Origin of the sequence: Ancylobacter oerskovii, assembly GCF_018390555.1 — a bacterium.
GTDB classification, from domain to species: domain Bacteria; phylum Pseudomonadota; class Alphaproteobacteria; order Rhizobiales; family Xanthobacteraceae; genus Ancylobacter; species Ancylobacter oerskovii.
In genome coordinates this window covers 1-26,258 of sequence record NZ_JAHBGB010000032.1, presented here as the reverse complement: position 1 = coordinate 26,258, position 26,258 = coordinate 1, and the positions used below count along the sequence as shown (strand labels likewise).

Annotated in this window: 16 protein-coding genes, 15 pseudogenes and 1 other annotated feature; of the genes and pseudogenes, 13 read left to right on the top strand and 18 right to left on the bottom strand. The window is 55.6% G+C overall.

All coding sequences use genetic code 11. The annotated features are described in order from the left end of the window. Positions 1 to 90 precede the first annotated feature (90 nt). Positions 91 to 263: pseudogene (locus KHC19_RS14535) on the top strand (IS3 family transposase); the annotation flags it as partial. Positions 264 to 598: 335 nt separating this feature from the next. On the opposite strand, the pseudogene KHC19_RS14530 reads toward KHC19_RS14535, so the two are convergent. Together KHC19_RS14530 and KHC19_RS14525 are read right to left on the bottom strand one after the other, a co-directional pair. Continuing rightward, a pseudogene (locus tag KHC19_RS14530) lies at positions 599 to 1,330 on the bottom strand (IS5 family transposase). Positions 1,331 to 1,537: 207 nt separating this feature from the next. After that, on the bottom strand, positions 1,538 to 4,075 hold the full coding sequence (locus tag KHC19_RS14525; RefSeq protein ID WP_213353099.1) for a polysaccharide pyruvyl transferase family protein: 2,538 nt from the start codon (positions 4,073 to 4,075) through the stop codon (positions 1,538 to 1,540). Positions 4,076 to 4,987: 912 nt separating this feature from the next. Here KHC19_RS14525 and KHC19_RS26360 point away from each other — a divergent pair. Then, a complete protein-coding gene (locus KHC19_RS26360; RefSeq protein ID WP_343207728.1) occupies positions 4,988 to 7,630 on the top strand; it encodes a glycosyltransferase family 2 protein in 2,643 nt (880 codons plus the stop codon). On the opposite strand, the pseudogene KHC19_RS25950 reads toward KHC19_RS26360, so the two are convergent. The 4 genes and pseudogenes from KHC19_RS25950 to KHC19_RS25945 all read right to left on the bottom strand — a co-directional run. After that, positions 7,627 to 7,799, bottom strand: a pseudogene (locus KHC19_RS25950) (IS66 family transposase); the annotation flags it as partial. The gene KHC19_RS26360 and the pseudogene KHC19_RS25950 sit on opposite strands and share 4 nt — an antisense overlap. A 302-nt stretch (positions 7,800 to 8,101) precedes the next feature. Continuing rightward, positions 8,102 to 8,314: pseudogene (locus KHC19_RS14515) on the bottom strand (transposase); the annotation flags it as partial. Further along, a complete protein-coding gene (locus tag KHC19_RS14510) occupies positions 8,260 to 8,706 on the bottom strand; it encodes a hypothetical protein (RefSeq protein ID WP_213353097.1) in 447 nt (148 codons plus the stop codon). The pseudogene KHC19_RS14515 and the gene KHC19_RS14510, both read right to left, overlap by 55 nt. Positions 8,707 to 8,951: 245 nt before the next feature. Beyond that, positions 8,952 to 9,335 (bottom strand): hypothetical protein, encoded by a 384-nt coding sequence (locus KHC19_RS25945; RefSeq protein ID WP_246548915.1) that lies wholly within the window; start codon positions 9,333 to 9,335, stop codon positions 8,952 to 8,954. 308 nt (positions 9,336 to 9,643) lie between these two features. Between KHC19_RS25945 and KHC19_RS14500 the strand changes: the two genes are divergently transcribed. Continuing rightward, a complete protein-coding gene (locus KHC19_RS14500) occupies positions 9,644 to 9,982 on the top strand; it encodes a hypothetical protein (protein WP_213353096.1) in 339 nt (112 codons plus the stop codon). A 21-nt stretch (positions 9,983 to 10,003) separates the two neighbouring features. Here KHC19_RS14500 and KHC19_RS14495 read toward each other — a convergent pair whose 3' ends face one another. Next, the gene (locus KHC19_RS14495; RefSeq protein WP_281418572.1) at positions 10,004 to 10,666 is read right to left on the bottom strand and encodes a glycoside hydrolase family protein; all 663 of its coding nucleotides are present in this window, start codon (positions 10,664 to 10,666) and stop codon (positions 10,004 to 10,006) included. Positions 10,667 to 11,342: 676 nt separating this feature from the next. Further along, positions 11,343 to 11,570 (bottom strand): hypothetical protein, encoded by a 228-nt coding sequence (locus KHC19_RS14490; protein ID WP_213353095.1) that lies wholly within the window; start codon positions 11,568 to 11,570, stop codon positions 11,343 to 11,345. A gap of 32 nt (positions 11,571 to 11,602) precedes the next feature. Here KHC19_RS14490 and KHC19_RS14485 point away from each other — a divergent pair. After that, positions 11,603 to 12,089: pseudogene (locus KHC19_RS14485) on the top strand (IS21 family transposase); the annotation flags it as partial. Then, positions 12,079 to 12,339 (top strand): annotated as a pseudogene (locus KHC19_RS14480) (ATP-binding protein); the annotation flags it as partial. The pseudogenes KHC19_RS14485 and KHC19_RS14480, both read left to right, overlap by 11 nt. A 71-nt stretch (positions 12,340 to 12,410) precedes the next feature. On the opposite strand, the pseudogene KHC19_RS14475 reads toward KHC19_RS14480, so the two are convergent. Further along, positions 12,411 to 12,572, bottom strand: a pseudogene (locus tag KHC19_RS14475) (ATP-binding protein); the annotation flags it as partial. Here KHC19_RS14475 and KHC19_RS14470 point away from each other — a divergent pair. Next, positions 12,565 to 12,831 (top strand): annotated as a pseudogene (locus KHC19_RS14470) (IS3 family transposase); the annotation flags it as partial. The pseudogenes KHC19_RS14475 and KHC19_RS14470 overlap by 8 nt on opposite strands. Positions 12,832 to 13,343: 512 nt before the next feature. Then, positions 13,344 to 14,696: a hypothetical protein gene (locus tag KHC19_RS14465; RefSeq protein ID WP_213353094.1), complete on the top strand. Its 1,353-nt coding sequence runs from the start codon at positions 13,344 to 13,346 to the stop codon at positions 14,694 to 14,696. Positions 14,697 to 14,741: 45 nt separating this feature from the next. Here the strand turns inward: KHC19_RS14465 and KHC19_RS14460 are convergent, their stop codons facing one another. Together KHC19_RS14460 and KHC19_RS14455 are read right to left on the bottom strand one after the other, a co-directional pair. Then, positions 14,742 to 15,752, bottom strand: a complete 1,011-nt coding sequence (locus KHC19_RS14460; RefSeq protein ID WP_213353093.1) for a hypothetical protein — start codon at positions 15,750 to 15,752, stop codon at positions 14,742 to 14,744. Positions 15,753 to 16,043: 291 nt separating this feature from the next. Then, positions 16,044 to 16,450, bottom strand: a pseudogene (locus KHC19_RS14455) (IS3 family transposase); the annotation flags it as partial. 10 nt (positions 16,451 to 16,460) lie between these two features. Between KHC19_RS14455 and KHC19_RS14450 the strand changes: the two are divergent. After that, positions 16,461 to 16,688 (top strand): annotated as a pseudogene (locus KHC19_RS14450) (IS3 family transposase); the annotation flags it as partial. 246 nt (positions 16,689 to 16,934) lie between these two features. Here KHC19_RS14450 and KHC19_RS14445 read toward each other — a convergent pair. Beyond that, positions 16,935 to 18,198, bottom strand: a pseudogene (locus KHC19_RS14445) (IS110 family RNA-guided transposase); the annotation flags it as partial. Between the two features lie 143 nt (positions 18,199 to 18,341). Here KHC19_RS14445 and KHC19_RS14440 point away from each other — a divergent pair. Continuing rightward, positions 18,342 to 18,689, top strand: a pseudogene (locus tag KHC19_RS14440) (integrase core domain-containing protein); the annotation flags it as partial. Positions 18,690 to 19,344: 655 nt separating this feature from the next. Here the strand turns inward: KHC19_RS14440 and KHC19_RS14435 are convergent. Continuing rightward, positions 19,345 to 20,278, bottom strand: a pseudogene (locus tag KHC19_RS14435) (IS110 family RNA-guided transposase). A 214-nt stretch (positions 20,279 to 20,492) separates the two neighbouring features. On the opposite strand from KHC19_RS14435, the pseudogene KHC19_RS14430 reads away from it, so the two are divergent. Continuing rightward, a pseudogene (locus KHC19_RS14430) lies at positions 20,493 to 21,374 on the top strand (transposase). Next, positions 20,776 to 20,874 (top strand) — a sequence feature (AL1L pseudoknot). (Overlaps the previous pseudogene by 99 nt.) 426 nt (positions 21,375 to 21,800) lie before the next feature. Here the strand turns inward: KHC19_RS14430 and KHC19_RS14425 are convergent. After that, positions 21,801 to 22,112 carry a hypothetical protein gene (locus tag KHC19_RS14425; protein ID WP_213353091.1) on the bottom strand — a complete coding sequence of 104 codons (312 nt, stop codon included), beginning with the start codon at positions 22,110 to 22,112 and terminating at the stop codon, positions 21,801 to 21,803. A 333-nt stretch (positions 22,113 to 22,445) separates the two neighbouring features. After that, positions 22,446 to 22,676 (bottom strand): hypothetical protein, encoded by a 231-nt coding sequence (locus KHC19_RS14420; RefSeq protein ID WP_213353090.1) that lies wholly within the window; start codon positions 22,674 to 22,676, stop codon positions 22,446 to 22,448. 547 nt (positions 22,677 to 23,223) lie between these two features. Here KHC19_RS14420 and KHC19_RS25940 point away from each other — a divergent pair. From KHC19_RS25940 to KHC19_RS26225, 3 genes and pseudogenes are all read left to right on the top strand, one after another. After that, positions 23,224 to 23,510 (top strand): annotated as a pseudogene (locus KHC19_RS25940) (Mu transposase domain-containing protein); the annotation flags it as partial. After that, on the top strand, positions 23,399 to 23,716 hold the full coding sequence (locus KHC19_RS26475) for an ATP-binding protein (RefSeq protein WP_378297330.1): 318 nt from the start codon (positions 23,399 to 23,401) through the stop codon (positions 23,714 to 23,716). The pseudogene KHC19_RS25940 and the gene KHC19_RS26475, both read left to right, overlap by 112 nt. Further along, positions 23,608 to 23,862, top strand: coding sequence for a hypothetical protein (locus KHC19_RS26225; protein ID WP_281418573.1), 255 nt, complete (start codon positions 23,608 to 23,610; stop codon positions 23,860 to 23,862). The genes KHC19_RS26475 and KHC19_RS26225 overlap by 109 nt, the downstream gene beginning before the upstream one ends. A gap of 207 nt (positions 23,863 to 24,069) precedes the next feature. Here the strand turns inward: KHC19_RS26225 and KHC19_RS14410 are convergent, their stop codons facing one another. From KHC19_RS14410 to KHC19_RS14400, 3 genes are all read right to left on the bottom strand, one after another. Continuing rightward, positions 24,070 to 24,477 (bottom strand): plasmid pRiA4b ORF-3 family protein, encoded by a 408-nt coding sequence (locus KHC19_RS14410; protein WP_343207727.1) that lies wholly within the window; start codon positions 24,475 to 24,477, stop codon positions 24,070 to 24,072. Positions 24,478 to 24,807: 330 nt separating this feature from the next. Next, on the bottom strand, positions 24,808 to 25,677 hold the full coding sequence (locus tag KHC19_RS14405) for an ABC transporter permease (RefSeq protein WP_213353089.1): 870 nt from the start codon (positions 25,675 to 25,677) through the stop codon (positions 24,808 to 24,810). An 18-nt stretch (positions 25,678 to 25,695) separates the two neighbouring features. Beyond that, on the bottom strand, positions 25,696 to 26,258 hold a 563-nt coding region (locus KHC19_RS14400; RefSeq protein WP_213353088.1), incomplete at its 5' end, for an NAD-dependent epimerase/dehydratase family protein.

Here is a 26,258-nt window from a genome sequence, read left to right as displayed (position 1 = left end):
CCGGTACTGGAAGCTCGACCGATCCACTCCGATCAGCCTGCAGGCCCGGCGCTCCGAGTAGCCGCGGCAGGAATTCAGGGGAGCACGTCAAGCGACATGAGGTTCGCCTTCATCGCGAAGCACCGGAGCATCTGGCCGGTGGCATGGCTATGCGACGTTCTGGACGTCTCGCGGTCGGGCTTTCATGCCTGGCTCAATCGCAGCCCAGTGCGCATTCCCGGTACGATGACGTGCTGGCGTCGGCGGTCGACCGGAGCTTCAAGGGACGAGCTAAATTGGAGCGCTGGCTTGCGCCCTTTCTCGATGCTCTGCGACACAAGGTGCGGGCGCGGATGTGCCCGGCCTATGTGGCAGGGCTGATCGGCGGTGGTAATCGCAAGAGCATCCAGCCGATGGCGCCTACGCCTTCCTTCAATCCCGCCGCCTCAAGCAGGCGAAGCGGGAAAAAAGAAACCAGGGCCCGCCACCCCAGCCGACCCTGCCAGCGATCCGCGCGGCCATCATCGCCAGGCTCGAACGGCCACCCCCAACGCGATGCCCGCATTGCCGCCGCCGGCTCAGTTCTGACAATCTGACAAAGTAGTACTAGGATCGAGACTCATAAGGCATTGATCCAGATGCGCGCTGCGGCGAGCTTGAGGGCTGCGAGGAAGTTGTCGGGGCGCCGGTCGTAGCGTGTGGCGAGGCCACACATCTGCTTGATGCGGTTGAAGAAGCGCTCGATGTGATTCTTTTGGCGGTAGAGCCACGGACTGAAGGCGAAGCTGCGCTTGCGGATCGTGCGCGGCGGTACATTGGCGAAAGCGCCGCGCTCCGCCGCCTCGGCACGAATAGCGTCGGTGTCGTAGGCCTCGGCGAGAAGGATGCCGCCCGGTGCACGTCGGGCCAGCATCTCCCGCCCCGCTGGCGAGTCGCCAGCCTGCCCGACGGTGAGCAGGAGGTGGATGGGCCGCTCTTCGGCATCGACCAGGGCATAGATCTTGGTGGTCAGCCCACCTCGGGAGCGTCCCATGCAACAATTGTCGTCGCCCCCTTTTTGATCGCGGCGCCTTGCTGGTGAACGCGAACGCAGGAACTGTCGATCATCACGATGTCGCCGTCATAGGCCATCGAAACCGCCTCCAGCAGCCGATTCCAGATCCCGGGCGGCCCGCCAGCGAACGAAGCGGTTGTAGAGGGTCGTGCGCGGACCGTAGCGCTCCGGTGCGGAACCGCCAGAGGATGCCGTTGATCACCCGGCAGTCGTCCACCCGCGCCACGCCGCGCACCTTGTTCGGCAGCAGCGGCGCGATGATCCCCATTCCTCGTCGGTCAGTTCGTGGCGGCGCATCGCTCTCTCCCATATCGGGAGACCTTGAATCATGCCGCCAACCGGCCCACAAATTTATGAGGCCACTGCCTAGGCCACAGAAAGCAAGGATCAGAAGGTGGCTGATCCTTGCCCGTACGTGTATAAATAACGTTCTCGATTAGTTACATCCCATAACTATATATAGATCAGAATCCGCGCAATATAATAGCCTCAGTGTCAAAACAATCATTGCTCGTGCTGCACTAACACGTCGCCCACTGGAAGTCTTGTTGATCTCGCAACCAAGATAGCAGGATCAAAATGTCCAACTGCAATAAATGCGATGAGCACTTCAGTCTTAGAAATGTTAAGTATTTTTCGAATCTTCTTTTCTTGATCGATCTCCATTGATGTATTGAGTGGGCACGAACCTAGACCAACATGATACAGCCCAAGTAAGAGCGTCATCATAAACAGGCCCCCATCAATGAAAGCCTGATTTCTTTCTTTTGGATTGAGAAAAGCCGTCTGATCTCCGGTCACCAGCAACAAGACAGGCGGTAAATTGTACCCATTAAACCCCCCTTGCAGGGAAAGAAGTTCCTTGATTTGATCGCTGTCTCTGAATTGATGAACACGTGCTGCCTGCCTGTTGCAAACGGAGGGCGACTGAAGAGCAATCTGGACAGCTCGCTGGATATCCTCGTCACGGACCGGGGCCGATGTGAATTCACGAACGCTCCGCCTCCCATAGACAACGTCCAAGAACTTGCGTTCGCTACAAGTCGGTACCAGCTCCTCCCGTGCGGATTCCGCTGTCAGAGCACCACCATGAACGTCATCGGCCTGAAGAATAATTTCCTGCACCGAAGGGCTGAACAAGTTCCAGAATTCAGAAACGTCCACTTCAAGTTTCTTGTGGCGCTCAAAGTACGCGTGCATCACGGATATGGCGGCCTTGAAAAACCGATCATCGGTATCGTGGTCCTTCGCAAGCCAATTTTGGGTTTCAACGGCCAGCTTCTCAATAGCCTTACGACCAAAGCCTGCGCGAAACGCGGAGCGACTCAATCCCTTCTCGATAGAATGCGCAGAAAACATCAGACGTGCACGTGCGCCTGCCTTGTTTCGCCTTTCCGCATAAGCCGTAAGGAACTGCTCGTTGTCTCGCAGAGCAAGTTCCCTCGCCTGGTCAGCAAAGCTCGAAATATTCTTTTGAGGTTTCACAAGATTCAGTGGAATTTCTTCACATGAAATGCTCGCGATGTCCGCGCCGGCATTGTCACCGGTAAAGCTCGCGGCTCCCAGCGCAAACTGCGTAAAACCGTTGCCTGGAGCGATAAAATCAACAGTATCGACGCGAGGGGTGATGGCAGAATTTCCGATCTTCACCGTGCCTATGATAACGACTTTGGAGGCTTCCCCGTTCCTGACACACAAACTCACGGAGCTCGCATTGGTCCGTACGGTCCAATCGATCTTCAGCCTATAGGCTGATTGTTTATGAAGCGTGACGGGTAAATCGCACCAGATCAAATTCCCTCTTATGGCAGCGCCAGGGGCGACTGTAAGGGCAGTCGAATGTCCATGGGAGACAATCTGCCAGGCGTTGTTGACCGAAGTGAAGACAGGCCGTTCCACTTGCGTTTCATTTTTTGTAATGATCGACTGTGGTGAGAACTTTCCCGTCCGACTGCTGCCAGCCAGAGCAGCCTCAAGAAAACCTATAGACTTAATGCGTAGCGCAGCCAAACGATCATTTACAGCCTTCCAATCGATAGGCTGCAACATCTTGTCCAGATCGACCCCACCGGATTTAATTACCAAACGATCCTCGAGGCCAGCCAACTTCAAAAGAGATGTGAACCTAGCCAGTCCCCGGCTAGGATTGCCGTAGGCGATAAAGGGCTTATTGAAAATGATCGAAAACGCAACACCATGAAAAGAATCAGTCACGACAAAGGCGGCATCCCGAAACGATGCCAACCAACCTTCTATCGATTTATCCCCTCGGCCAGTTTTTGACGATCCAGTAGGAAGAAGCGGCTTGCCATCAGTGGAATATGCCTTCAGAAATAAAGCCTCCGACAAAGCTGTAATCACGCGCTCCTTGTCGGCATTTGCGTCCAAAACGTAAGTGAGAAGACGATTGCTTTCAATGTTCCCAGATCTTTCTGGGCACAAACTTGAATAATGGTCAGCGGACAACAGCAAAGTTGGATCTAATACATGCTGAGCGTCAACACTCAAATAATCATGACATAACGTCACAGCAGAATCTTCTCGCACGGAAACCGCATCGAATTGCCGTATCAGCCGTGAAGCTTCGTGAGTTTGATCCGCGTCGTACTCCCAGCTAGATGCACCGAACGATCCCGCGTAGCTGATGCGTTTTGTGCGACTGTTACTTCTTTCAAGAAATCCAAGAAAGAAGTCGGATAGAGCAGCCCTCGCGTATTTCGCGCGCCATACCTGATCACTGCCGACAACGACCGCGTCAAATTGATATTTGTCGATATTCCTTGCAAGCTGCGCGGACGAAAAAAAGGGTCGAGTGATCGGAGTGAGGTACTTGTCGAGAAAAATTCGATTCTGGACGGCTTCGCTCATTCCAAACGAATCCGTCACAAGGGGTGCCTCTGCGTCGTTTGCAGCGACTGCAGCATCATCGACGAAATTTTCTGGAGGATGGCGCCGATTTATCAGCAAGGGGTCATGCCCAAGGCGCCTCAGCACCTCCACCAAAGCGTAAGCTTGGAGATTGCCACCGAAATTCTTGTTCATCGGCAATGTCAACACGCCAATTTTCATCGACTTTATAAGTCCTTATCACCGTGATGGGAGAGTGACCGAAGTCAGGCCTTGGCGAACTTTCAACGTATCGCTATATTTCTGATATAGGCGTAGACTCGATTATTGATAAGTGGCATAAATATCAGATCCTAATTAATTCGTATAATCATTCATGCTGGCAAATCCACGAGTATAATTGTGTCGCGTACTTGCCTTTTGCCATTTTTAATTTGATGTAGAAGTTATTATAAAGCTTGCTGTCGGCGAACTAATTGAACTCACTATTAAAAGAATCCATCAACAACCCCAACCAAATTGGCACTATGACTTCACGGCCCGACTCTGGGGGGGTGATTAAAACGAGTAAATGCCTCTTTAGGAAGTCGCAAACGTCATCATAATGTTACCGTTCCTTACCATCTCGGAGCCTAGCAGTGAGTTGAGCTTAAGCGATTTCGTTGGTGCAGTGCAAGCCAACGTCCCTCTGCCATCCGTGACTCGAATGGCGGCCGCCCTCGCTCGCGAGCGCATATTTCCTTCAATTTTCAATATTGTTGATCGACACGAGCATCCCTGGGTCTGAGGCGTGATAGGGAACAATCTGCCAAGCGGCCGTCCGGCGAGGGTGGACGTGGGGAGCGGCGTTTGCTCCTGAGGATAACTGCTGACGCCTCGATATCAAACCATCCGCCGCGGAGGGACGAGCGAGCCTCTTGGCTGTTAGCGTTGATCCTGCTTTGTTGTGGCGCTTCTTCGCTGCTGCGCGGCGGCGGCTTGTGGGGCCTTGCTCCGCGGCGATAGCTGCGACGCCTTCATCTGATTCTGGAGCGAGCTTGCAAGATATTGCAAACATTGATTTCCGATTGATCTCCGGGCATAAGGCCTCATGGAAATTTGCAGAGAATGGGCGTTGCCCCAGCCACGAGGTCTCGAGTGAAGGACCAAGAGATTTTGTTAAAGCGTTGCCGGCGAGCTATGGCTCGGGCAAAGCAGCAGCTTGACCTGACGACCGCAGCGCTGACCGAAATTGCGATTGCCTCGGGCCTCAATCCTCCGAAGCGCAGAAGTGCCGAGGTGAGCCTTCCTGCCCTTCTTGGTGGCGAGATGCTGCCCCCCGTGGCGATAAAGCTCGTTGAAGGGCAAGGCCTCAATACGTTCTTTCTTTTAACGGAGCGAGACGAAGGTGGATACCGTTGTGAAAAGCACGGGCGTCACTTGCCTATAGAAGAAATAATTGCGCGAGGAGAGCGGGACGCTCTCGCGCACAAGAGAGAAAGCATCTGGTTTGCGGAGGAATTTATATTTTCTTGCATCGATCCTGAAAAATCCGCTCAGAAAATAAGATTTTACTGTTTAAATGGTAGCGTTTTTTCGATTCTGCTTAAGAGTCGCCAAAAGGGAAAAGCAGTTCGAGCTTATTATGAGCCTGTCCATTTTGCACGAGTAGGAGAGTTCGGAGAAGGGTTTATCGACGTTGATATTAAGGAGTTTCCTAAATTTAGAGATACATACGCGTCTGTCATCGAGATCGCACGTAAGACGGATGCTTTTTTTTGTGCGGTCGATGTTCTTCAGGGAAAAGACGGGGCTGTGTTTTCGGCTGTCAGTTTTGAAGCCGGCGACCTAGCGCACATGCCATTAACGTTCCAGCCAAAGCTAGAGCGTCTGGCTGACACGCTCGAAACCGAGGGGCCGACGGTCGCTGATCAGTTTTCCATATACAGGCGCCGATCCAAAGTCTCTGCCAATTTACAGCAGCAAATCGACACAATTCGCTCTTCGGGATTGTTTCAACTAAAATGGTACAATTCCCAGTTTTCTGATCGTTCGTTCACGCAATCAGCTGCAATTGAACATTTTCTCACTGAAGGGGCTAAAGCTGGAAAAAGTCCCAACAAGAATTTTGACGCTGAGTTTTATGCTTCCCAGGATTTGGGAATAGCTGAGGATGATCCTGCGCTCTTTCTTCATTATATTGAGTATGGTCGCTTTGAAGGGCGTCTGACGTCTCGCTCCTCCTGCATGCGGAAGGTCCGCATGCAGGAACTGAATCTTTGGGGTGGAGCTTCGGACGCCGCCGCGGCTGAGCTTCGTGCCTGCATAGCAGATCCCCGCTTCGACGAATTTGCTCGTTTCGAAGCCGGCCGACGCCTAGCCGCTTGGCTTGCATTTCAAGGCGAAAATCTTGAGGCTGACAAGATTCTTGCTGGGCTGTCCAGTTTTGCCCCGCGCTACTTCAATACGGATGAACGCGTTATCATGCACGCAATGTTGCATTTCCAAGCAGGAGACATGCCAAAAGCGAAGCATATTTTATCTCATTATAATATACACGATAACAACTCAAATCTAATTTTGGCAAATTCAAATATTATTGACAGTGACGAAGATCGTTTGTCGGAAATCAATAGGATATTTAAAGCAAAGGGCCTATCTCAACTGAGACTTATCAATCAAGAAAAGGGCCTCTCCATATCAAACATATATGGCGAGCCTGCAGTTAGGGACGATTCGCATTATGGTAAGGTGTCAGTAATTGTTCCAACTTTCAACGCGGAAGGCTCAATCGAGACCGCGATAAGATCGCTAGTGCAGCAAACCTATCAAGATCTCGAGATTATAGTTGTCGATGATTGCAGCGATGATGAGACATTTTCGATTGTCAACCGTCTAGCCGCAGGCGACCAGAGAATTGTTCCGTTGCGCCAGGAGCGAAATAGTGGGGCGTATGCGGCTCGTAATCGTGGACTGCAGATTGCCACTGGAGACTATATCACAACTCATGATGCTGATGATTGGTCTCACCCCCAGAAAATTGCAAGTCAGTTGCGGCATCTTTCCGAAAAAGATGGGGCGATCGCTGTGCTTGCGCACTGGATTAGGGCTAGACACTCAATGCATTTTACGACCAATTGGCGGCTCACGGATCGGCTCATACACTGGAGTCATTCATCTTTCCTCTTTAAGCGGGAGGTTACGGATCGCTTTGGAGGGTGGGATGATGTGCGTGTTTCCGCGGATACCGAGTTTATTTGGCGCGTCCAGAGCGCTTTTGGTAAAGACTCTGTTGCAAAGGTTTTGCCTGATGTGCCACTCGCATTCGCTCTTGACGATGGGGCCTCACTCACACGTACAAAGCTCACGCACGTAAGCACCACTTATTTCGGTCTCCGGCATTATTACCGGGAAATTTCACGATATTGGCATGAACTGAGCGGCGGGCACCTTTCTTCCGATCAGATCGAGAAGAAAATGCAAATGATTCCTCGCGAGATGGTATCTCGTAATCCGCCAGTTCAGGACCTAGCTGTGCACGTGATAGGAGATTTTCGAAATCCCAAGACAGTCAGGAAGATGGCTGTTGAGATTTCAGCGATCTCCGGGCTCGTCGGTGTTTCCCACCAGCCGGATCCGAGTTTTGATCTCCCTGAACATCGTCTTTCTCGTTTTTGTGACGAATTTTTCGAAATTCTTGGATTGCCAAATGTTTCAATTGTCTTGAATGGAGCTGAATTCCGAACTCGTGAAACGCGGCGGATTGCTTGACCGAACTTCTCGAATAGCACCATGGAGAGCAGGTTTGGCCCGCTATCGCCGCGCGGGATACGCGAAACGACACCGGCGGCTGCGTCACTGCCTCGCAGGTCCGGCGGGGACGCTCGCGTACCGTATGAATTACCTTCCACCGGTGCGGAATCATCTTCAGCGTCTCGGTGTTGTCCCTCGTCAGGTCCAACCCGAAGTTGGGCCTGCGTAAACTGGAAAATTCTGGCGGGTCAGGGCTCATGCCAGCGGGGGTCGGAGAGCCGTTCATGAGCGCGAACGGGGCTTGTTGTGTGTTTCGGCGTGGAATTTTGGCTCTTCTCTATTCGGCCGGCTTGGGTCAAGTGCATTGAGGTGCTCCTTTCCGACTGCCTCTCGCGGGTCCGCTTTTCTCTTCGGGATCAGCCGTGTGGCTCTCCCAGCATGGGATCCGTAGAACGAGACGGAACAATCTGACTCGCGTGGTGGTCGCCGAGAGATCCGGCCGATCCTATAGCTTTCGCCGGACTGGTGCAGAACCGGCGTCAATCCGAGCGAGGGGCCGACGGCCTTCGACGTCTTGAAGCGCGCCGGAACGTCGATCGTGCTGACGAAGGCCCGCGAGGTGACAGGCCCGACGCCGGGGATCGCCATCAGCTGGCGGCAGACACCATGGTCGCGCGCCAGCAATAATACCTTGCAATGCAGCTCGGTGACCCGCCCCCGGATACCAGATCCTCGAGCTCCCGCTGCCGGCTTTCCAGACGCAGGATGACGTCACGGGCCGAATAGGTGTCGGCGGAGCTCCGCTTCACCTCGTCGATCTGCCGCTGAAGGCTGGCGTTCTCCGAGGCCTGTGCATCCCACTGGATCTTGTGCACCTCGAACGGAGCCATCTTCGCCACGATGGTTTCAACCGCCTTGTCCTGCCCCTGCCGGGCCTCCTTCGCCCTCTCGGTGGCGACCACGAAGGTCTCCTGATTGAGCTTGGAGGAGATCTGCGTTTGGAGGATTGCCCAGACGAAGCCGACGGTGGCGAGGATGATCGGGATGATGATCGCGTAAATCTGGAACTTCGGCTCGCTCCGCTTCTCGATCAATGCATTCTGTGCGTTGATCTGCTGCTCGAACCGCGCCCCCTAAGCGGCCATCGCCTGCTCGAACTTGGTGTACTGCGTGCCGATCTGGCGTCCCGCATGGTCGACTGCACATCGGCAAGCCCGCGTTCATTGGCACGCAGGCGGGTATCGAGAACATCCAAGGACTGCCGGCTGTCTTGGTCCATTGCCGCCCCCCTTTCCGAGTTGGGCATCACAGGCACCTCATGCGTAGGCGGGGAAGGTCGTCAGGATCCGAGCGGTTTCTTGGCGGCCCAGCGGCCATAGAGCGCCAGGGCGGCGCCGATCACCGGACCGAGGGCGACGATGAGGTCGATCACCTTGCCCTGCATCTCGGCCGGGACGGCCCAGCCGAACAGCCCGAGAATGCCGGCGAGCGCCGCAAGGATGGCGCCCAGCGTCACGCGGCTCTGGTACCAGAGCTCATTGTTCGTCTGGTTGATGACGACGGCCGTCGCCTCCTTCGCCACCTCCTTGGCGATTGCCGTGGCGTCGGTGGTGTCGAGGCCGGCAGTCGCCGCGTGGCGCACGGCCGCATGCGTTGCCTGTGCGATGGCAGGCGTCAGGGTGGCCAGCACGGCGGTCGCCGTGGCCTTCGTGGTCGTGCTCATGACATTCTCCAAATAAAAGAGCCCCGCTTGGGCGGGCCCTGGTGGGGGTGGGCGTACCGACGGCTCAATCGCACGCATTCACGCCGCGCCAACGGCACTCGCTCTTGAGCGCTTGCACTGCAGCAATCCGCTGGTATACTGAACGCGTTCTGCCATCGAAGCATTCCCGCCCCGTGATGTGGGTGAGGAAGCCCATATTTTTGCTATTCGCAGGAAGTGGGCTTGGAAATATTGTACATATGGAATAAAGCCGCGGAACCTGGAGTTATTTCACCTGAATCCTGCTAGAAATCGGTGAGGATGCAGCCATGAATATGGAAATTTTTCCATATCGCATTGTTCAGCGCAGAATTACATTGGAGGGAGAGCGATGGACATTATCCCCGCAACACTCTTCGTCAGAAGCCAAGAGCTGGGCGGCTTGGTCCGTGTTCGTTCCTACAGGTTGCAGCGCAACTAAGCAGACCGCTCGAAAATTGGCGCTCAGATATACCTTGGACTACATCCCCTATGAGGATGGCGTTTTCGTTATCGGCGCGTACCGCGATCTGACGGAAGTCGTAAAAGCCTTGAAGCCTCGTAAGTCTCCAGCCCGTTTGTTCGGCGGCATCGGGCCGCAGGTAATCGTGGGGCAGTATTCGCGTTGACGCGATGAAAGTTGAGGGTAGTCAAGCAGCCACGCTGATCGGCCGCGCGTCGGTAGACCGGGCCTTGGGCAGCGAGACGCTATAGGGCGTGACGAACTGGTCCGCTTCGCCGGTGCGGCGGGACAGGATCTCGGTCGGCTTGCACCACATCAGGATGGCCGCGCGGATCCGAGCCCGGCTCTCGCCGGCGTTGATGCGCTTGACGAAGGTGGCGCCAGCGAAAGCGCCGGTGCCAATGTTGTAGCAGACGGACACTAGCGCATCGTACTGGTGATCAGCCAAGCCGACCTTGACCGCTGCGCGCACCGCGTCCTCGTACTGGGTGAGGTCCGGGCAAAGATGGCGTCCGCCTCGGCCGCGGTGATCGTGAGCCCCCGATAGGGGATCGGCGCGCCGGCGGCGGCGGTATGGCTGATGCCGATTGTCCAGGATGCCCTTGGTGTCCCGATAGGCCGTCAGCTTGCGCGCCTCGCGACTGATGAGCACGGCAAGGCCGATGGCGCTCATGCTCTGGCGCACCGGCGCCGGCGTGACATCGACCGCCCGCGCCTCGATGGCGGCTTTCAAGGCCGCCTCCGTCTTCGGCCCGGCGATACCATGGGGGTACAGTCCCGCCGCCCGCTGAAACGCGATGGTCGCTGCCCGCGTCTTCAGGCCCATGACACCATCGATCGGCCGGCGCATAGCCAAGCGCCGTGAGCCGCGTTTGCAACTCCCGTGTGTCCATTTTTTCATCCTCGGTGAGTGCGAAATCGTCATTGAGCCGCGACCAGGCTCGGCTAGTCTGAAGGAAGCCTGCGGGTCTCCCCCAACTCGGCGCAGGCTCGGCCGGGCGCAGCCACAGTCCCCGGGCGCCCGGCCGCTTTTCCTGTCGTGGATTTTTCACAAACGTTCGCTAGCCATCGCCCCGGCCCGGCGTTTGGCTGGGCAAGGCCGGGCGCGCGAACCATTGCAACGAGGCGTCCGGCCGCCCCATTCCCCCATCCGACGGCGCAGGTCAGAGTTGCGTGACGCGGTCTGGTCGCGCGGCTTGCCGAAGGCTACTTCACCGCCACCTCGCGCCGTTCCCGCCCCAAATGAGAGCGGCGCCCGGTACGGCCGGACGTGACCCGCAACCAGCGTCCGGCCAACTCCCGGCCGTTTCCTCTGCCTCATATGGCGTGATATCTGGGCGTCAGCCCCGCCGTAACCCCATTCGGTCGGGGTCAGGCCGGACGTGAGTGAGCAATCGCAAGCAGCCCGCGTCCGGCCGCCCACCACTCATAGAAAAACCGCCCAGAGGGGGGGGGCATGGAACCTCGTGGGATCGCCTTACCCGTATGGTCGGGAGGGTACTGCCACGAGTTATGTTGGATACCGGTCAGGCAAGTGAGGGGATATCCAACCCCACCTTGGCCCGGAAGTCGGCGAGCAGCGCGGCCTCATCGGCGTCCTCAAGCCAGCTATCGGCCCACACCGCCGCCGCAAGATCGAGCCGGGCGCCGGTGGTAACGGCCTCTGTGGTCGACCCGAATGCCATGGGCGTTGCGATGGGATCGTAGAACCGGCCCCCCGGGAAGGTGATCTGCGTCGCGTAATTCGCCAGCATGGCCTTCGCCGCCGCGTTGCGGTCGCGAAGCTTATCCCGACCGGATCGTCGTCGTCGCCGAGGGGCAGGCCATCTGTGAGCATGGTCGGGTGTTCGCTCGCTCCCATGATCGCCAGAGCCGGACCGTCTATGACTGGCGCCATTATGGCCGTGGTCCAGCGCAAGCCCGGCGCATTGCGCAACGGCGCACCGTTCGCCGAGATGCCGCCGGCGTTCCGATCCTTGCAGCAGCATCTGCTCAAACGGCCGGGCGGTGACCGCGAGATGGTGGAGATCCTGTCCCTGGTCCTCCAGCATGACGAGCAGGTCGTGCTCGAGGCTGTCGAACTCGCTCTCAAGGTCGGCGTGCCGACCAAGACCCACATCCTCAACCTGCTGCACCGACTGATCGACGGCACGCCGCTGAGCACGCCGACGATCCCGGCTCCTGCCGCCCTCATGGTGACCACCGAGCCTCAGGCCAATGTGGAACGCTATGACGCCCTGCGCCGGGCCAGGGAGGCACACCATGCGTCATGATCCGGCCAGCGGGGCCCTCGTCATCATGCTGCGCAGCCTCAAGATGCACGGCATGGCGCAAGCCGTCGCCGAACTTACCGAACAGGGGGCTCCCGCCTTCGAGACCGCCATGCCGATCCTCTCGCAGCTCCTGAAGGCAGAGACCGCCGAACGGGAGGTGCGCTCGACCGCCTACCAACTCAAGGCCGCCCGCTTCCCGGCCTATCGCGACCTCGCCGGCTTCGACTTCGCCAGCAGCGAGGTCAATGATGTCAAACGGCGTTGGAACGGGACCCTTGATCGGCGTGCAAGAGGGCCCCCGGGAAGGATGGGCGAGCGAGGTCAGATCCTGTTCTTGAAGCGCCAGCTCTCGATGATGTCGCAGTGATGGGTGAGGCGGTCGAGGAGAGCCGTGGTCATCTCGGCGTCGCCGAACACTGACGGCCATTCGCCGAAGGCGAGGTCGGTGGTGACGATGACCGAGGTTTGCTCGTAGAGCCGTCGCGGTAACTGCCATGACAACGCCGTGGCCGAGAGCTTCTTCAACCTGCTCAAGCGCGAACGTATCCGCCGCAAGGTCTATCGCACGCGCGACGAGGCACGTCGGGACGTGTTTGATTACATCGAGATGTTCTACAACCCCACGCGGAAGCACGCACGGAACGGGATGCTGTCACCCATCGAGGCAGCACAAAGCAAAAGCCGAAGGCGTCTAGAAAACGCGGGGCGGTTCAAGAAGCCGCGAAACTTGACCGCCACCTGACCCAAGACCACCATCAACCCGGGTCACTTCTCAGTGGAAATCCAGGGTCACTTCTCGACGAAAATCAACAGCGTGGCGTCAGCATGATAATCATACGTCCCTAACGCCTCTACCCGAATCCAAAATCGGCACAGATAGGGGTTGCTGTTTGTGCAAGAGGATCGTCGCGGCACAATGCAGTTTTGCCACCTGTTCCGTTCATCGAATGCTGCGACCGCCCCGACTTCTAATCAGGGAGCCCTCATTGTGCCCTACTTTAGACCTATACACTGTACCGTTTCGTCGGGCCAGCCGACATCACGCTACCCCACCGTTGCAGGCCCCCTTGGCTTCTCTCGTTCGCCGTGAATTCTGTACGCACATTGAAACTGACGGAGTGACCATCATGGCAATCGCATGTCTTCCATTGTGTCAACTTATGTAATAAGGACGATTCCTTGGATACTCCAATATTTTGTATCATATTATTTCGTTTTAACGCATGATTATAACTCGTTTTTCCAGAGGGAACCATGACTTCACTTAATTTTTTGGTTAAGCCTCCTATGTGGCGAACTTTTATACGGTTCAACCGCTATGCCTCTCTCCTTAGTTCACCAAATTTTCCTCTCTCTGAAAACATTTTAATCGAACATATTGGCGCAACTTCAAAAATCCTTTGGATTTTTTCTTCTGATGGACAGAGTAACGCTGCAGGATCTCAAGGCTTCCCTCTGACGACCTACGTTAATCCCTATCCTACTCAAGCTATGATGCTGGGATCGGATGTCCGCATGGGTCTAGGGCCAACCAGTAAAAACCCTTATCCTATCCTTGATTCCACACAAATCGATACGCTGAACCCGATCCGTGCAAAGCGAGGTGCGACCGGAACTCGAGGTAGGCAAGGTGAAACGCCAGCAGAGCAATTGGCAATACGGATGGCTTGGGCAGCGGAGATTGCTAACATCAACTGGGCATCGGCCTGGTTTTGTGTTGGACTTCCCGGGAGGCCTTACGAAGCAGTCATGAAAGGAACCAATGCTTATAATAATCGCCTGTCAGCCATTACTCGCATTAAAGAACTTGCTTCCGAAGTGGGATTCGACGATGTTTTTTATGCGGGAACTCTCTGGAGAGGCGGAGAATCCGCGACTCGAGATAGTATAGATACGTATAAAAATAAACTAATGGAACATCAAATTAATATTGAAGCTGACATTTCCGCCTTGACGGGACAACGCCATCGCCCCTTATTTTGGATGACTCAGAGTTCCACGTTTTCGTCAAATCGAGTCAGTCCGTATTTAGCAATGCTCGAATTACATCAAGAAAGCAGCCAGCACGTTCTTCTTGGACCAGATTATCCATACCCATACTCGATCAAAGACGGCCGGACATTGCATATTGACGGCCCAGGAAATGCACGCATCGGAGCAACGCACGCTCTTCGGATTGTAACACTGAAAAAAAGTGATCCGGTATTAATTAATTCTGCTGAACGCAGCGGAACGACCGTCAGAATATATTATGCCCCACTTTTATTTCCGCCAATTGTCGTCGACACCACCCTTGTCCCGGAAAGAGATTTCCGCGGATTTCAGTATATTTGCGGCAATATTATGATTGATATCACATCCATCTCAATCATAAACGATGGGAGCGACGGTCAAGAACCAATTATCGATCTGACGTTGGCAGAAAAACCGAGTAGCCAAGAGGAGTGGCTACTTTATGCGATAAATGGCCACTCCCGCACACGCAGATTGGAAACCATACCCCGAGGCAACATCCGAGATAGTGCCGGCGACTACCAACCACGCTCCGTGTATGACTATCAACCTCTACACAATTGGGCAGTACATCAAAAATTTCGTGTCAAATGATCCCTATATTTCATTCAAGAGCCTCACAACATGAAAAACGTCATTCTACTTGACTATCTCCTCCGAAAACATGGAAGCTTTCGACAAAGAGTCATTTACAATACTAGTAACACTATCATTCAAAAACATGTCAGCGATATTTGCTGAACGCTCGACCAAGGCATATAAAATTTCGGTCATTGCTCCCCGAGGCGGTCCAACATGACCATCAGCCCAATCCCCAACGATCAAAATGGCTTTGTTATTCATCTTATATGAACCAACCTCTAAATTCCTTTCTACACCTACCATAGACTGATAGAATGAAGACGCATGTTGCTCCAAATGCATGGTGTCTGAAAAGTTCTGAAGATAAACAATAAAATTATCTTGCGACCCTCCTCGATATACGTCTGAAAGACATGTTTGAAATTTCGCGCGGTCCCCATCAGGAACAGAATATAAATCCGGATTATCAAATATTACGCTTGATACCTTCTCAACTGGAGGCCAGTAGTATTTGCCTATATCATTCTGCGGGTTCCAAACGAAGGCAATTGATTTCGCAATTCGACGAGATATCTTGAGGGCCGCGTGCCCTCCGCCCGATCCACCAACGAGAATAATGCGCCGATAGCCATGCGTCTTCACAACCCAATTAATTATACTTACTATATCATCAGAATAACAGTAATTTTTCTTTCCGAGGTACCATCCAAGGCGCATTTTTCTGTCGACATGGAGTGTCATGTCACTAAAAAGCAAACGGCTTGCTCTCAGGCTGTGGCCGATTCCCAAACCTGAAAAAATCGGAAACGTTACTTCTTTCCGCATAGCACCATGAAAAAAGACTAGGAGTGCCCTGGACTTTCGGCGACGATACATAAAATCAAAAAAACCATCTTGGATATTCACCGTATGGACACCGGATTCCAACGACGTCATGGAAATAAGATCGTCGAGGGCGTTATGAACAAACGGCCTCTCATCAAAGCGACTAAAATCCCGCAAAACACCCTCTCCGAAAGGAGGGCTAGCCGGACTCCCGCTCGGGGTATTAGCAGAACTTTCAGTCATGGCTTCCACATAGGAACAATCGCAAATACCGCTTAACAGAAATATTACAGTTGAATGGCCCGGATGCAAGGGTTGTTGCCCCACGCTATGACTGCGCAGAGGTCGCACCTTGGCCGTTGACTTGAGGTGGTCGCCTTTGGGTGGTTCGGCCAGAGTTCCGAACGCTACGTTCGACTGATCCGGGAGTTAGTGCTAGTTGGAGGAGATTACGGACTGTTCTCAGACGATCCACTTCGGAAGGGTGTTGTAATGCAGGCGATCTGGCCTGCTGCCGGTTCTGTGGACACGAGGTTAGGCTAATTTAGCTCGTTCCTCGAACTCGATCGGGCTCAGATAGCCCAGTGTCGAGTGCCTGCGTCGGCGATTGTAGAAGCGCTCGATGTAATCGAACACATCCGCTCTCGCGTCATCCCTCGTCCTGTAGACCTTGCGGGCTGTCCGCTCGGTTTTCAGCGACGAGAAGAAGCTCTCCATCGCAGCATTGTCCCAGACGTTGCCCGATCGGCTCATCGAACAGGTGATGCCGTGGTCAGCCATCAGGCGCTGGAACTGCTCGCTCGTATATTGGCTACCCTGGTCGCTGTGATGCAGCAGGCTGTCCGGCTTGCCGCGGCGCCAGATCGCCATGATGAGGGCATCGGTGACGAGCTGTGCCGTCATCTCCGCCTTCATTGCCGGCCGACGACACGTCGTGAGAAGCGGCAGCCGGCGCCGATGCCGGTGCGGCTGCGGCCGAACGACCGCTGGTCTATGGACTTCGTGGCCGACACATTCGGCGTTTCCCGGCGCCTGCGCATCCTGGCGATCAACGATGGCGCCTGCCGCGAGAACCTTTGCCTGGTGGGCGACACCAGCATCTCGGGCGTCAGGGTCGCGCGCGAACTCGACACGCTGGTGCGGCTCTATGGCAAACCGGCTTGCATAGTCAGCGACAACGTCCTATGTCGGGAAGCAGCTTTGGGCTTTGGCCAGCAGGTCTCATCGCGTCGGCAATGCGCCGACGTCGGTAATAAGCTGATCCAGATGGTTTCCACCGTCAACGGGATCGCTCCCGGCCATAGCAAACACAGGATCCAGCGGCATTGATACGGCCGTGATCCTCACCGTCCTCAAGACGAGATACGCACCCAGGTGGAAGGCCCGAACATTATCTACAGGGTCGCCTTCGGCGCCCTCACGGCACTTGCAGAGAGGGGTCCTTCCACCTGGCATCCGACCGCTCCAGGAACGGCCGGTATTCTGTCCCCGTCTTGACGACGGCATGCGCCACCCGCGCCATCTTGGCGGTAAGTGCGGTCATCGTCTTGCGACGGCGATCGGCATCGTCCGCGTGGCCGGCAACATAGCGGCCGAGCTTGTCGCGGAAGCTGTTATCGCGCTGGCGCGCGGCGACCTGCGCTGCCATCCAGAACGTTCGGCGCAGGCGGGCATTGCCGTACTTCGACAGCTTGGTCCGGCCGCGGAAGGTGCCGGATTGGCAGGTCGCGAGGTCGAGGCCGCAGAACTTGAGGAACTGCCGGTGATGGCCGAACCTGCGCAGGTCTCCAGCCTCGGCGAGGATTGTCAGAGCGTTGATCGGTCCGATTCCGGGAATCCGCCGCAGCAGCCGGTAGTCATGATGATCAGCCAGCGTGGCCTGTGCGATCTCCTCGATCCGGTTGCGCTCCCGGATCAGGCCTCGCGCTTGAGCGATGATCATGCGGAACATTGTGATCGCCGCACTCTCCTCCAACACCGGCAACGCGATCGATGAGCAGGCCGTCTCGTAGATATCGTTGATCAGCCGAGCCTTGGAGACCTTGCGGCCGACCAGAGGCCAGGCCTCAACCACGAACGCTTCCCGCTCCAGTGTGGTGATGCTGCCGGGCGTCGGGAAACGCTCGATCAGCGCCAAAAACCAGTCCGAGCGGCTGTTGCCGGCGAAGCGGGCTATCTCCGGAAAATACAGCGGGAGATAATGCGTCAGGATGCGGTGCCAGGTCTGCGTCTTGGCCTTCGAGATCGTCTCGTGCGTCTTCGACAGCTCCTGCAGGTCGTGGATACCGGCGGCAAGCGGATCGACATAGGCCTGCGTGGCGCCGATCCGCAACATGTGCAGGATCACCTGGGCATCCTTGGGATCGTTCTTGTCCCAGCCGTTGTGCAGAGCCTCTCGAGTCCGGGCGAGCGCGACCGAGGAGATTAGCCGCAGCTCGAAGCCTGTCGTCAGCAGTCGGTGGGCGAGCGTGCGATGGTAGTTGCCGGTCGCCTCGAAGCCGACGAGGATCGGTCGTCCGATCGCAGAAAGCTCAGCAACCAGGCGCTCGTAGTCTTGCTTGGTCGCCATCACGGTCATCCGCCGGCGTCGACCACCCTCAGGTCGTTCGATCAGGACCTCCTGACGATGCTTGGACATGTCGATCGCTACCAGCACGGCGCCGGTGGGAGTAGAAAAGCGCTTGGTCATGGTCGGCCTCTCTCCAAAGTGTTGTCTCGACAACCTCACTTTAGAGACCTGCTGGCCGGTCATGACCGCCGTGACGGCGCGCTGCACTACGCAAGGCTTCGCGCGCCGTCAGCCAACGGTCGAGCCTCTTCCCAATGTGCTACGGCACCGAGTTCACCAGCCGAGCGATCCTGAAGTGGGCCAGCGAAAACCGAGTCGAGTGGTACTACATTGATCCCGGCAAGCCGCAGTAGAACGCGTTCATTGAATCATTCAATGGGTCGCTGCGCGACGAGCTCCTGAATGAGGAGCTGTTCGACAGCCTGGCTGACGCCAGGCTCAAGCTGCCCGTCTGGCGCTACCACTACAACAATGTCCGGCCGCATTCATCCCTGGGGAACCGAACACCGGCATAAGCGTGTCGGGCGTTCCTGCATGATGGAAGCGTCACGCCCGACGCGCTTGTGCCGGTGGGGCAGGACGAATATCAAACCGGCAGACTCTCGTTATGACCGCGGGACCAGCGGGGGCAGGTCACAGATTCCAAGCCTCCATCGGCGAAGTTAATTCTCCGTGAAATCAGCAGTGCGGCTCCAGGTCGGGACCACGGAGTGTATGGGAGACGTTTAACGTGGGTTCTCAGACCGTGCTGCCGAGTGAGAAACGTCGTCTCCCGACGGAATGTATATCGACCAGTCTGATCCGGGTTTTAGCTTGATAACAATAGAATCATCGTCGCGGGGCACAAGCCGTTTGACGGTAGACCGGACCGTTCGTATGGAGACATCAATGTCTCCATACCAGATTGATGAAAGATGGCTTCTAAAATTCCATTCTCTCATTTGACTAATAAAGGCTTGGTAATTGTAATTTACTTTTAGATCGCATATGATCAAATATAGAGACATATTAATACTCAAAAGATGGTTTTTAGGGATGATACTAGTATCTCAGAGAGGTGGCTCAGTCGGTCGAAAGCAAGGCACGGTCGGATTGAACTCCCCCGACGATGCTAAACTCTGCGTGAATGTATCGACGACCTAGCCAGTCGTTTCCTACTTCGTTTCTATCTGAGAATGTGGACGAGCTCAATGTGGAAGCGACATCTCTCTGGTCTGAACCACCCCGGGTTTGTCGAAGGCCCCAACTCCTGAGTATCCGTGTTGGTCAAGCACGCGTCGCCGTCCATTGACGGCCGTCGCGTATGAGGGCGTTGGCCATCACGATGATTTTCCGCACGATCGCGGTCAGCGCGACCTTCTTCTCCTTCCCCGCAGCGATGAGTTCTTCGTACTTTTGCTTGAGATCCGGATTGAAGCGCGCTGCGGCTATTGCGGGGAAGTACAGCGCCTGACGCAAGGCGGCGCGACCGCCCTGGATGCGTTCTTTGCCCTGCCATTTGCCGGACTGGCGAGCAACTGGCGCTAGCCCGGCAAGGCTGGCGGCCTGCTTTCCCTCAAGCTCTCCGAGCTCTGGCATATCGACGACGAGCGCTATGGCGGTTACGTCACCGACGCCCGGTATGCTGCGTAGGATGGCAAGCCGTGCCGCCAGGCCGGCGCCCATGTTTGCCAGCGACGCCAACTCGGTGTCGATGCGTTCCAGGTCGTCGTCAAGCCGCTTCAGCCGCGCATCCAGCTGGCGCTTTATCAGCGCGAGGCGCCGTCGATCGACGTATCTTGGCAGCCGTTCGATCCTTGATAAGGGCACGCCGGGCGGCGAGCAACTCTCTGAGGTCATGGAAGCTCTGGTGCCGAGGTGCCGGCGGAGCCAGGGCAAGGGCGGCGCCCATGCGAGCAAGCATCGCGGCATCGACGCGATCTGTCTTTGCGAGACGGCCCGTTGCCTGAGCGAACCGGCGGGCCTGCTTCGGATTGACCTTCGCGAACGGCAGACCGCGCGTACCGAGTGTGAGTTCCAGATCGCGATGATAAACGCCAGTCGCTTCGAACACGACGAGGAACTCGGCATTCCGGCCGATCCAGCGAAGGAGCGCCTGATGATCATCGCGATCGTTTCGCACTTGATGGCACTGCCCATCGGATTGGCGGTAGGCATCCAGCGTGTCCTTGGAGATATTGATCCCTATGGTCTGGCTCATTCGGGGCTTCCCTTCGTCTTGTCATGCGGGCCCGAAGCCCATGTATCCGTTCAAGGCAGAAGAAGAGCCGAGGGCGACCTCACTCAGGAACAGCCCATTGCGACCAAGACGATTTCGGCCCGCTCCTCGGCGTCGTCGGGCGGGATCGGTATTCCCTTCGACAACTCAGTTTTGCACGAGACACAGCCCATCCATAAGACAAGAAGGTGGAGCCATGACAGGCGAGACGACGAACAAGTTCTCCTCCGAGGTGCGCGAGCGGCGGTGCGGCTGGTGCTGGATCACGAAGCCGAGCATCCATCGCGCTGGGCAGCGATCGCGTCGATCGCGAGCAAAATCGGCTGCACGGCGCAGACGCTGAACGAATGGGTGAAGAAAGCCGAGGTCGACAGCGGCCGCAAGTCTGGGCTGACGACGGACATGGCGGCCAAGCTCAAGGCTCTCGAACGCGAGAACCGCGAATTGCGGCAGGCGAACGAGATCCTGCGCAAGGCGTCGGCGTATTTTGCCCAGGCGGAGCTCGACCGCCGACATCGGTCATGATCGCCTTCATCGACGATCACCGTGGGGCCCATGGGGTCGAGCCGAGAGCCTCGAGGTCTATGGCGCACGCAAGGTCTGGCGGCAGATGTTGCGCGAGGGGTTCGACGTTGCGCGATGCACGGTCGAACGCCTGATGGCCGACCTCGGCCTGCAAGGTGTCATTCGGGGCAAGCCCCTCCGCACGACTGTTCAGGACAAGGCCGCGCCGTGTCCGCTGGACCATGTCAACCGGGTGTTCCCTGCGCCGGCGCCGAATATGTCAGCATCCGCTATACCGAGCGCCTCGGAGAGGCGGGTAGCGAGTCCTCCGTCGGCAGTGTGGGTGATAGCTATGACAACGCTCTTGCCGAGACAATCAACGGACTCTACAAAGCCGAGCTGATCCATCGGAGCGAGCCGTGGCGATCCTTCGAAGCCGTGGAGTTCGCGACGCCGACCTGGGTCGACTGGTTAAACAATCGCCGACTGCTGGGAGCCCATAGGCAACATTCCGCCGGCCGAAGCCGAAGAACGCTCCTACGGGATGCTGGACGAGCCAGCCATCGCGGCGTGACTCAAACCAAACGGCCTCCGACGAACCCGGGGCGGTTCAGTCTTCCAGCACAACACCGACCATGAGATAGGCGCCGAACAGTCCCTTTCGACCCGCCAAGGTTCCTTTCACAAGGTATCATTAAGATGTCCTGACGCGTATCGAAGGGCGGCGGTATATTGCTTTGGAAACTAGCAGTTCAGCTTTGGCGATCATAAAAGAAAAATATCCAGTGATGCGCGAAGGGCGCACGCAGCCGATTTCGAAATGTGTCCCAGGAACATTCGGTCCGCACGGACCAGGAAATTTGATTACCAGAAATCACTAGGGACGGTTCCGCAAAATGGGAAATTACAACGCACACATCAATCCGTTACGCGTAATATCGTCGACATTTAACGAAAATATAATAATGAAACAATATTATCATCTTTGAATTTATAAATACTAGGTATTGGGATCTGTCGGCGCTTTCATGTCGTTGCTTCTACGAATTTTTTGCCGCCTTGCGATTGATAAGTTGACCATATTTACAATGTCGTTAAGTATTTGAAGTTGTTTTTCATTCTCAGCCAATGCAGTTTTCTTTGAGTTTCCGAAGTGTGTGGCGGATTTTACGTCTTCAAGGGTTTCTTGATCCAGATGAGTGTGCTCCCGGTTAACCCAAACTAGCACCTCTCCGGAGGCATCAATTATACTTATGCCAAATGGCCAAGTTATATCTTCGACAAGTTTTATTGGAAGTTTAAAGTGCGGCATAATTATACTCCAAGTAATAAGCGACAGTGTATCTTATAGTTTTATGTTGTATTGTAAATGACCGGGAGCGCGCGGTGCGCACTCCCGGTGGAGTGGGAGAGCTTATGACTTTGATTTCGAGAATAATGCGTCATTCACAATTTGTACGACCGTTTCGGGTTTCTCAATAACCTTTGCATGTAAATCTTTCACCCCGCCGTCCGCCAAAGTTATCCGAGTATAATCCTTATCGGGTGCAATGCGAACAATTAGATGTGGGTTGATCCATACAGGCCCGCCCTCAGATGAGGTGAATTTACATAGCGGCATTTGAACACCTTGTTGAGGGGGGGCTTATGGAAGGCTGTTGTGCAGAGGGTATGTCGCATTCCCTGCATTTTGAAGTTTCTCCACGATGTCTTGTGGCGATCCTTCTACTTCAAACTGGATGATTTCTCCTCTAAATGACGCTGCAAACTCTATGACGGTCGAGTTGCGTGTGCCTTCTGAGGCCGTTAAAACCATATCAGCGTTGACATAAACCGTACGATTGCTGGTAATATCGACGAATGCAACGGGTTTCATGGCGTTTCCTCATTCGCGCCTTGGCCTTCTGCAGCCATAGACTCTCACAGGATGGCCTGAAACCAAGTGCCATGCAATCGGTCTAACGCTATGATACAGCAGATCCGAAGACTGTGGACGTTTTCGCCATTGATGTCGCGAATATGTGGATAATTTTTGATTATTGCTGAGTTATTGAAATTGCTTGATAATTAATACACCGATTCCATAGCAGACATAAAGTATTATTGTATAAAGTGTTGATAATTCTAAAATAATTTTACTTGATTTTTGCTCGTGTTCTCGTTGTCCGTGCCAATGATATTCGCCGTAAACTATAACAGGGACAAACAAGAAAGGTGCCCAGCGTCCAACGGTATTCGCGCCAAGGAAAATACATATACAGCAAACGGCCAGTACCAAAGTTCTCCACGCGCCATCGGTCCAAAAGCGGCCATTGAGAGGGATATGACTTGGTTGTGGCACTGCGAACTGTCCTGGAAGCCGATTGTAAAGTGTTATTTTGCAATAAGTGAGTGGTCTTGGAAAGGCCGTTGGAATGGTTGGCCGACTGCATGCAGCGACGCAGCGGATTGTCTTGGAAGCCTTCCCCTCGAGCAGCTCGATCAGCAGCCTCTACCCGCCATACCCTTCGATGCCCTCCTCCAGCTCGAGCACCGCGTCAGCCATGAAGGGCTCGTCTCGCGCGGCGGCAATTATTCCAGTGTATCGGATCAGACCCGGTGTGTTGTCGAGGTTTGTCAACCACCGGATTCGATCCGTATCCTCGATGCCGGGCGCCTCGTCGCCTGCCGTCCCGTGCTCGAGAAGCGCCGGCAATATCGGATCGACCCGGGCTCGACAGGACCGAGGTCATCAATCTGCTCGGGCCGCCGGGCACTGGCAAGAGCCATCTCGCCACAGCACTCACCGTGGAGGCGGTCAAAGTCGGATGCAGCGTTGCTTTCTCGACGCCGCGGACATCATCACCTCGCTCAAAGGGGCGAGAAGGACGGGTCGTTCGCAAACGTATCCGCTATCTGTGCCGGGCTCGCTGCTGATCTTCGACGAGATCAGTGTGGTCGCAACCGCCCTGCTCGACCGGCTGCTGCACCACGCTATCGTTGCCCGGATCGAGGAGCCCCGAGCTATTACGTTCGCCTCAGCTCTACTGTGTGATCGCGATACCGACAGGTCTCGCCGGTGAAGGCTTGGCATCATCATCAACTCTCGGATTTGATAACCGACATCTCGCTCCGCCGGTTGCGTGGGATGATTGATGATAGCGCCAGTGCTCTTCCAAAGCACGTCCCGGAAGATCGCGATGCGCCTCGGACCCGGAAAATTTAGATGGCATTTTCGTGGGAATTAATCGTACCCCCCCGGACGAGGGCCACGGCTGTTACCGGCTTGCTCAATTGATCTGGCCACGGCTCTTGGCGAAGGCAGCTTTGCCGATGGTGCGACGTCGGGCGAGCTTTTCAATACGAGCACGAATGACATCCTCGTCGACGAGAGCGGGATCGAACGGCGCACCGTACCAGCGTATGAGCTCGTCATACTCCTTGCGGTTCGGATCGGCGATGGCTTCGAGGAAGAGTTCAAAGCCCGGGATGCCGCCGACATCCTCGGGTGGGGCGCGGCGTGCGCCATAGAGATAGCGGGGATAATCCATGGCGGGATCGGCGGCGGCGGTCGCCTCGATCGTGATCGTGTGGCGCCAGTCGTCGGCGGCGCCTTCCGTCACAATCGGCAAAAACCCGATCTCTGCCGCCGGCGACACGGCACACAACTCCTTGCGCCACCGAAGCAGCTGGCTCACATGAATCCTGGCGCCGCGGGCAATTTCCGACGCCGTGGCTCAAGAGAGGCGGCCACCAGCCGCTCCTTCTCCGTGCGCGGCCACCGACGTGATCACCTCAATCCGCGATGTCATTGCGCTACTCCCAGGATTATCCCTAGGACTTCAGCCCATCACTCCAAATAAACAAGGCGGTCCTCACCGGAGGGATACAATTAATCCTGACGGCGCTCGCCTTCGGTGCGCCAAGCGTCGTAAGGATGGTGGCCAGCGAGGCCCATTATCGATCATTTCCTTTGATGCCGAAGGCATCAATTCAGTAATTACCAATTTATACATAAGAGCTAAATATCAATTCTGGCTGAGTTTGGTTCGCATGAGATACATCAACGTTACGCCAATAGCGGCGAAGCCCAAGGTTATGCCTGAGATATAGGATTCAGAATAAAAATCGCTAAGATAATGTCCATAAAATGCTGTTCTAGTGGCATCGACTAGTTGTGAAAGTGGAAGAAACCATATCCAATATGCAAGCGCTTCAGGGAGCATAGACGGAATAAACATGGACCCACATGTAAGCCAAGTCACTGGCACTAAAAGATTTCCTATAATTAGAAAAATAAAAAACATTCTGGCTAGAACAGCAAAGAATATGCCCATACTTATTCCTAGGAGGTAGGTCTGAAACAAAAAGAAAACAAACTTCGGAGCGTCAAAAATTATGACATCAAAACCAAGAATTGCAAGGGATCCAAGTGTAAAAATACAAACACAAGTCGAACTAAGTAATTCGACGAATGAACGCGCAAATAGCAAATCCATTAACGTAACGCCGGGAAAATGAGTTAAGCTCTTATTCTGCTGAGGAGCCATCTTGATTTGGCGAAAGCCATATAGCCATACTACGAAGGGTAACGCGCCGGTGGCGATGAACATGATAGTGTCTGTACCAATGGGCGCGACACGGCCTAACAGGTAATAAATTGTCAGCACAATGCCAATGTGAGCGAGTGGCTGGCCGAGCGACAGCAGGAAGCCGAAGCGGGTGCCGGCGACGCGCGTCTGGATATCACGTAGGTATATTGCCCAAACTACCCGAGAGAACGAACGCAACCGTTCCTTTAGAGGCGGCCCATTCGCATCCAATTCGGAGAGCGCTCGCCGACTGTCTGTGGCGGCGATCGATGATCTGTTCTGGAGGAAACGAGTGCTTTTGCTCATGATGGTGCTCAAATGGCTTCACTGCGCGGCGCGCAGCGGCAACAAACTCTGGAAATAGCCGCACAGGAAGTCGATGCCGGACCGCAGGTCCACTTCCGGCTGCCAGCCCAGCGCGTCGGCGGCACGGCGAACGTCGAGCTGGGAGGCCGGCACGTCGAAGCGCCGCGCCTCGCGCATGATCACGTTGGGCCGTTCGCGCAGATGGCGATCGAGCTCGTCGATGATGGTGAGCAGGGTCGAGCCGACCCCGGAGCCGACATTGATCGCGCCGGTCACTTCCCGGCGGGCGCCGGCGGCGATCAGCGCCCGGACGACGTCGTCGACCCAGACATAGTCGCGCAGGACCGACCCGTCGCCGTAAATGGTGATCGGGCGACCCTCGATGGCGGCATAGGTGAAGGCCGTCACCGCGCCCAGCCCCTTGGCGATGTTCTGGCCGGTGCCATAGGCGTTGCTGATTCTGAGGCTGACGCTGTTGACCTCGTACTGCGCCGCGTAGAAGGCCAGGTAGTTCTCCGCCGCCAGCTTCGAGGCGCCATAGGCGCTCACCGGGCTGGTCGGATGCCCCTCGTCGATGGGAA

Bases quoted from the DNA above. Each gene is read 5' to 3' on its own strand.
- KHC19_RS14405 (WP_213353089.1), bottom strand. From the start codon at position 25,677: ATGAGCAAAAGCACTCGTTTCCTCCAGAACAGATCATCGATCGCCGCC.
- KHC19_RS14525 (WP_213353099.1), bottom strand. From the start codon at position 4,075: ATGAACAAGAATTTCGGTGGCAATCTCCAAGCTTACGCTTTGGTGGAG.
- KHC19_RS26225 (WP_281418573.1), top strand. From the start codon at position 23,608: ATGCAGCGTTGCTTTCTCGACGCCGCGGACATCATCACCTCGCTCAAA.
- KHC19_RS25945 (WP_246548915.1), bottom strand. From the start codon at position 9,335: ATGAGCACGACCACGAAGGCCACGGCGACCGCCGTGCTGGCCACCCTG.
- KHC19_RS14425 (WP_213353091.1), bottom strand. From the start codon at position 22,112: ATGCCGCACTTTAAACTTCCAATAAAACTTGTCGAAGATATAACTTGG.
- KHC19_RS14495 (WP_281418572.1), bottom strand. From the start codon at position 10,666: ATGCGCCGGCCGATCGATGGTGTCATGGGCCTGAAGACGCGGGCAGCG.
- KHC19_RS14465 (WP_213353094.1), top strand. From the start codon at position 13,344: ATGACTTCACTTAATTTTTTGGTTAAGCCTCCTATGTGGCGAACTTTT.
- KHC19_RS14420 (WP_213353090.1), bottom strand. From the start codon at position 22,676: ATGAAACCCGTTGCATTCGTCGATATTACCAGCAATCGTACGGTTTAT.
- KHC19_RS26360 (WP_343207728.1), top strand. From the start codon at position 4,988: ATGGGCGTTGCCCCAGCCACGAGGTCTCGAGTGAAGGACCAAGAGATT.
- KHC19_RS14490 (WP_213353095.1), bottom strand. From the start codon at position 11,570: ATGCTGGCGAATTACGCGACGCAGATCACCTTCCCGGGGGGCCGGTTC.
- KHC19_RS14460 (WP_213353093.1), bottom strand. From the start codon at position 15,752: ATGACTGAAAGTTCTGCTAATACCCCGAGCGGGAGTCCGGCTAGCCCT.
- KHC19_RS14500 (WP_213353096.1), top strand. From the start codon at position 9,644: ATGAATATGGAAATTTTTCCATATCGCATTGTTCAGCGCAGAATTACA.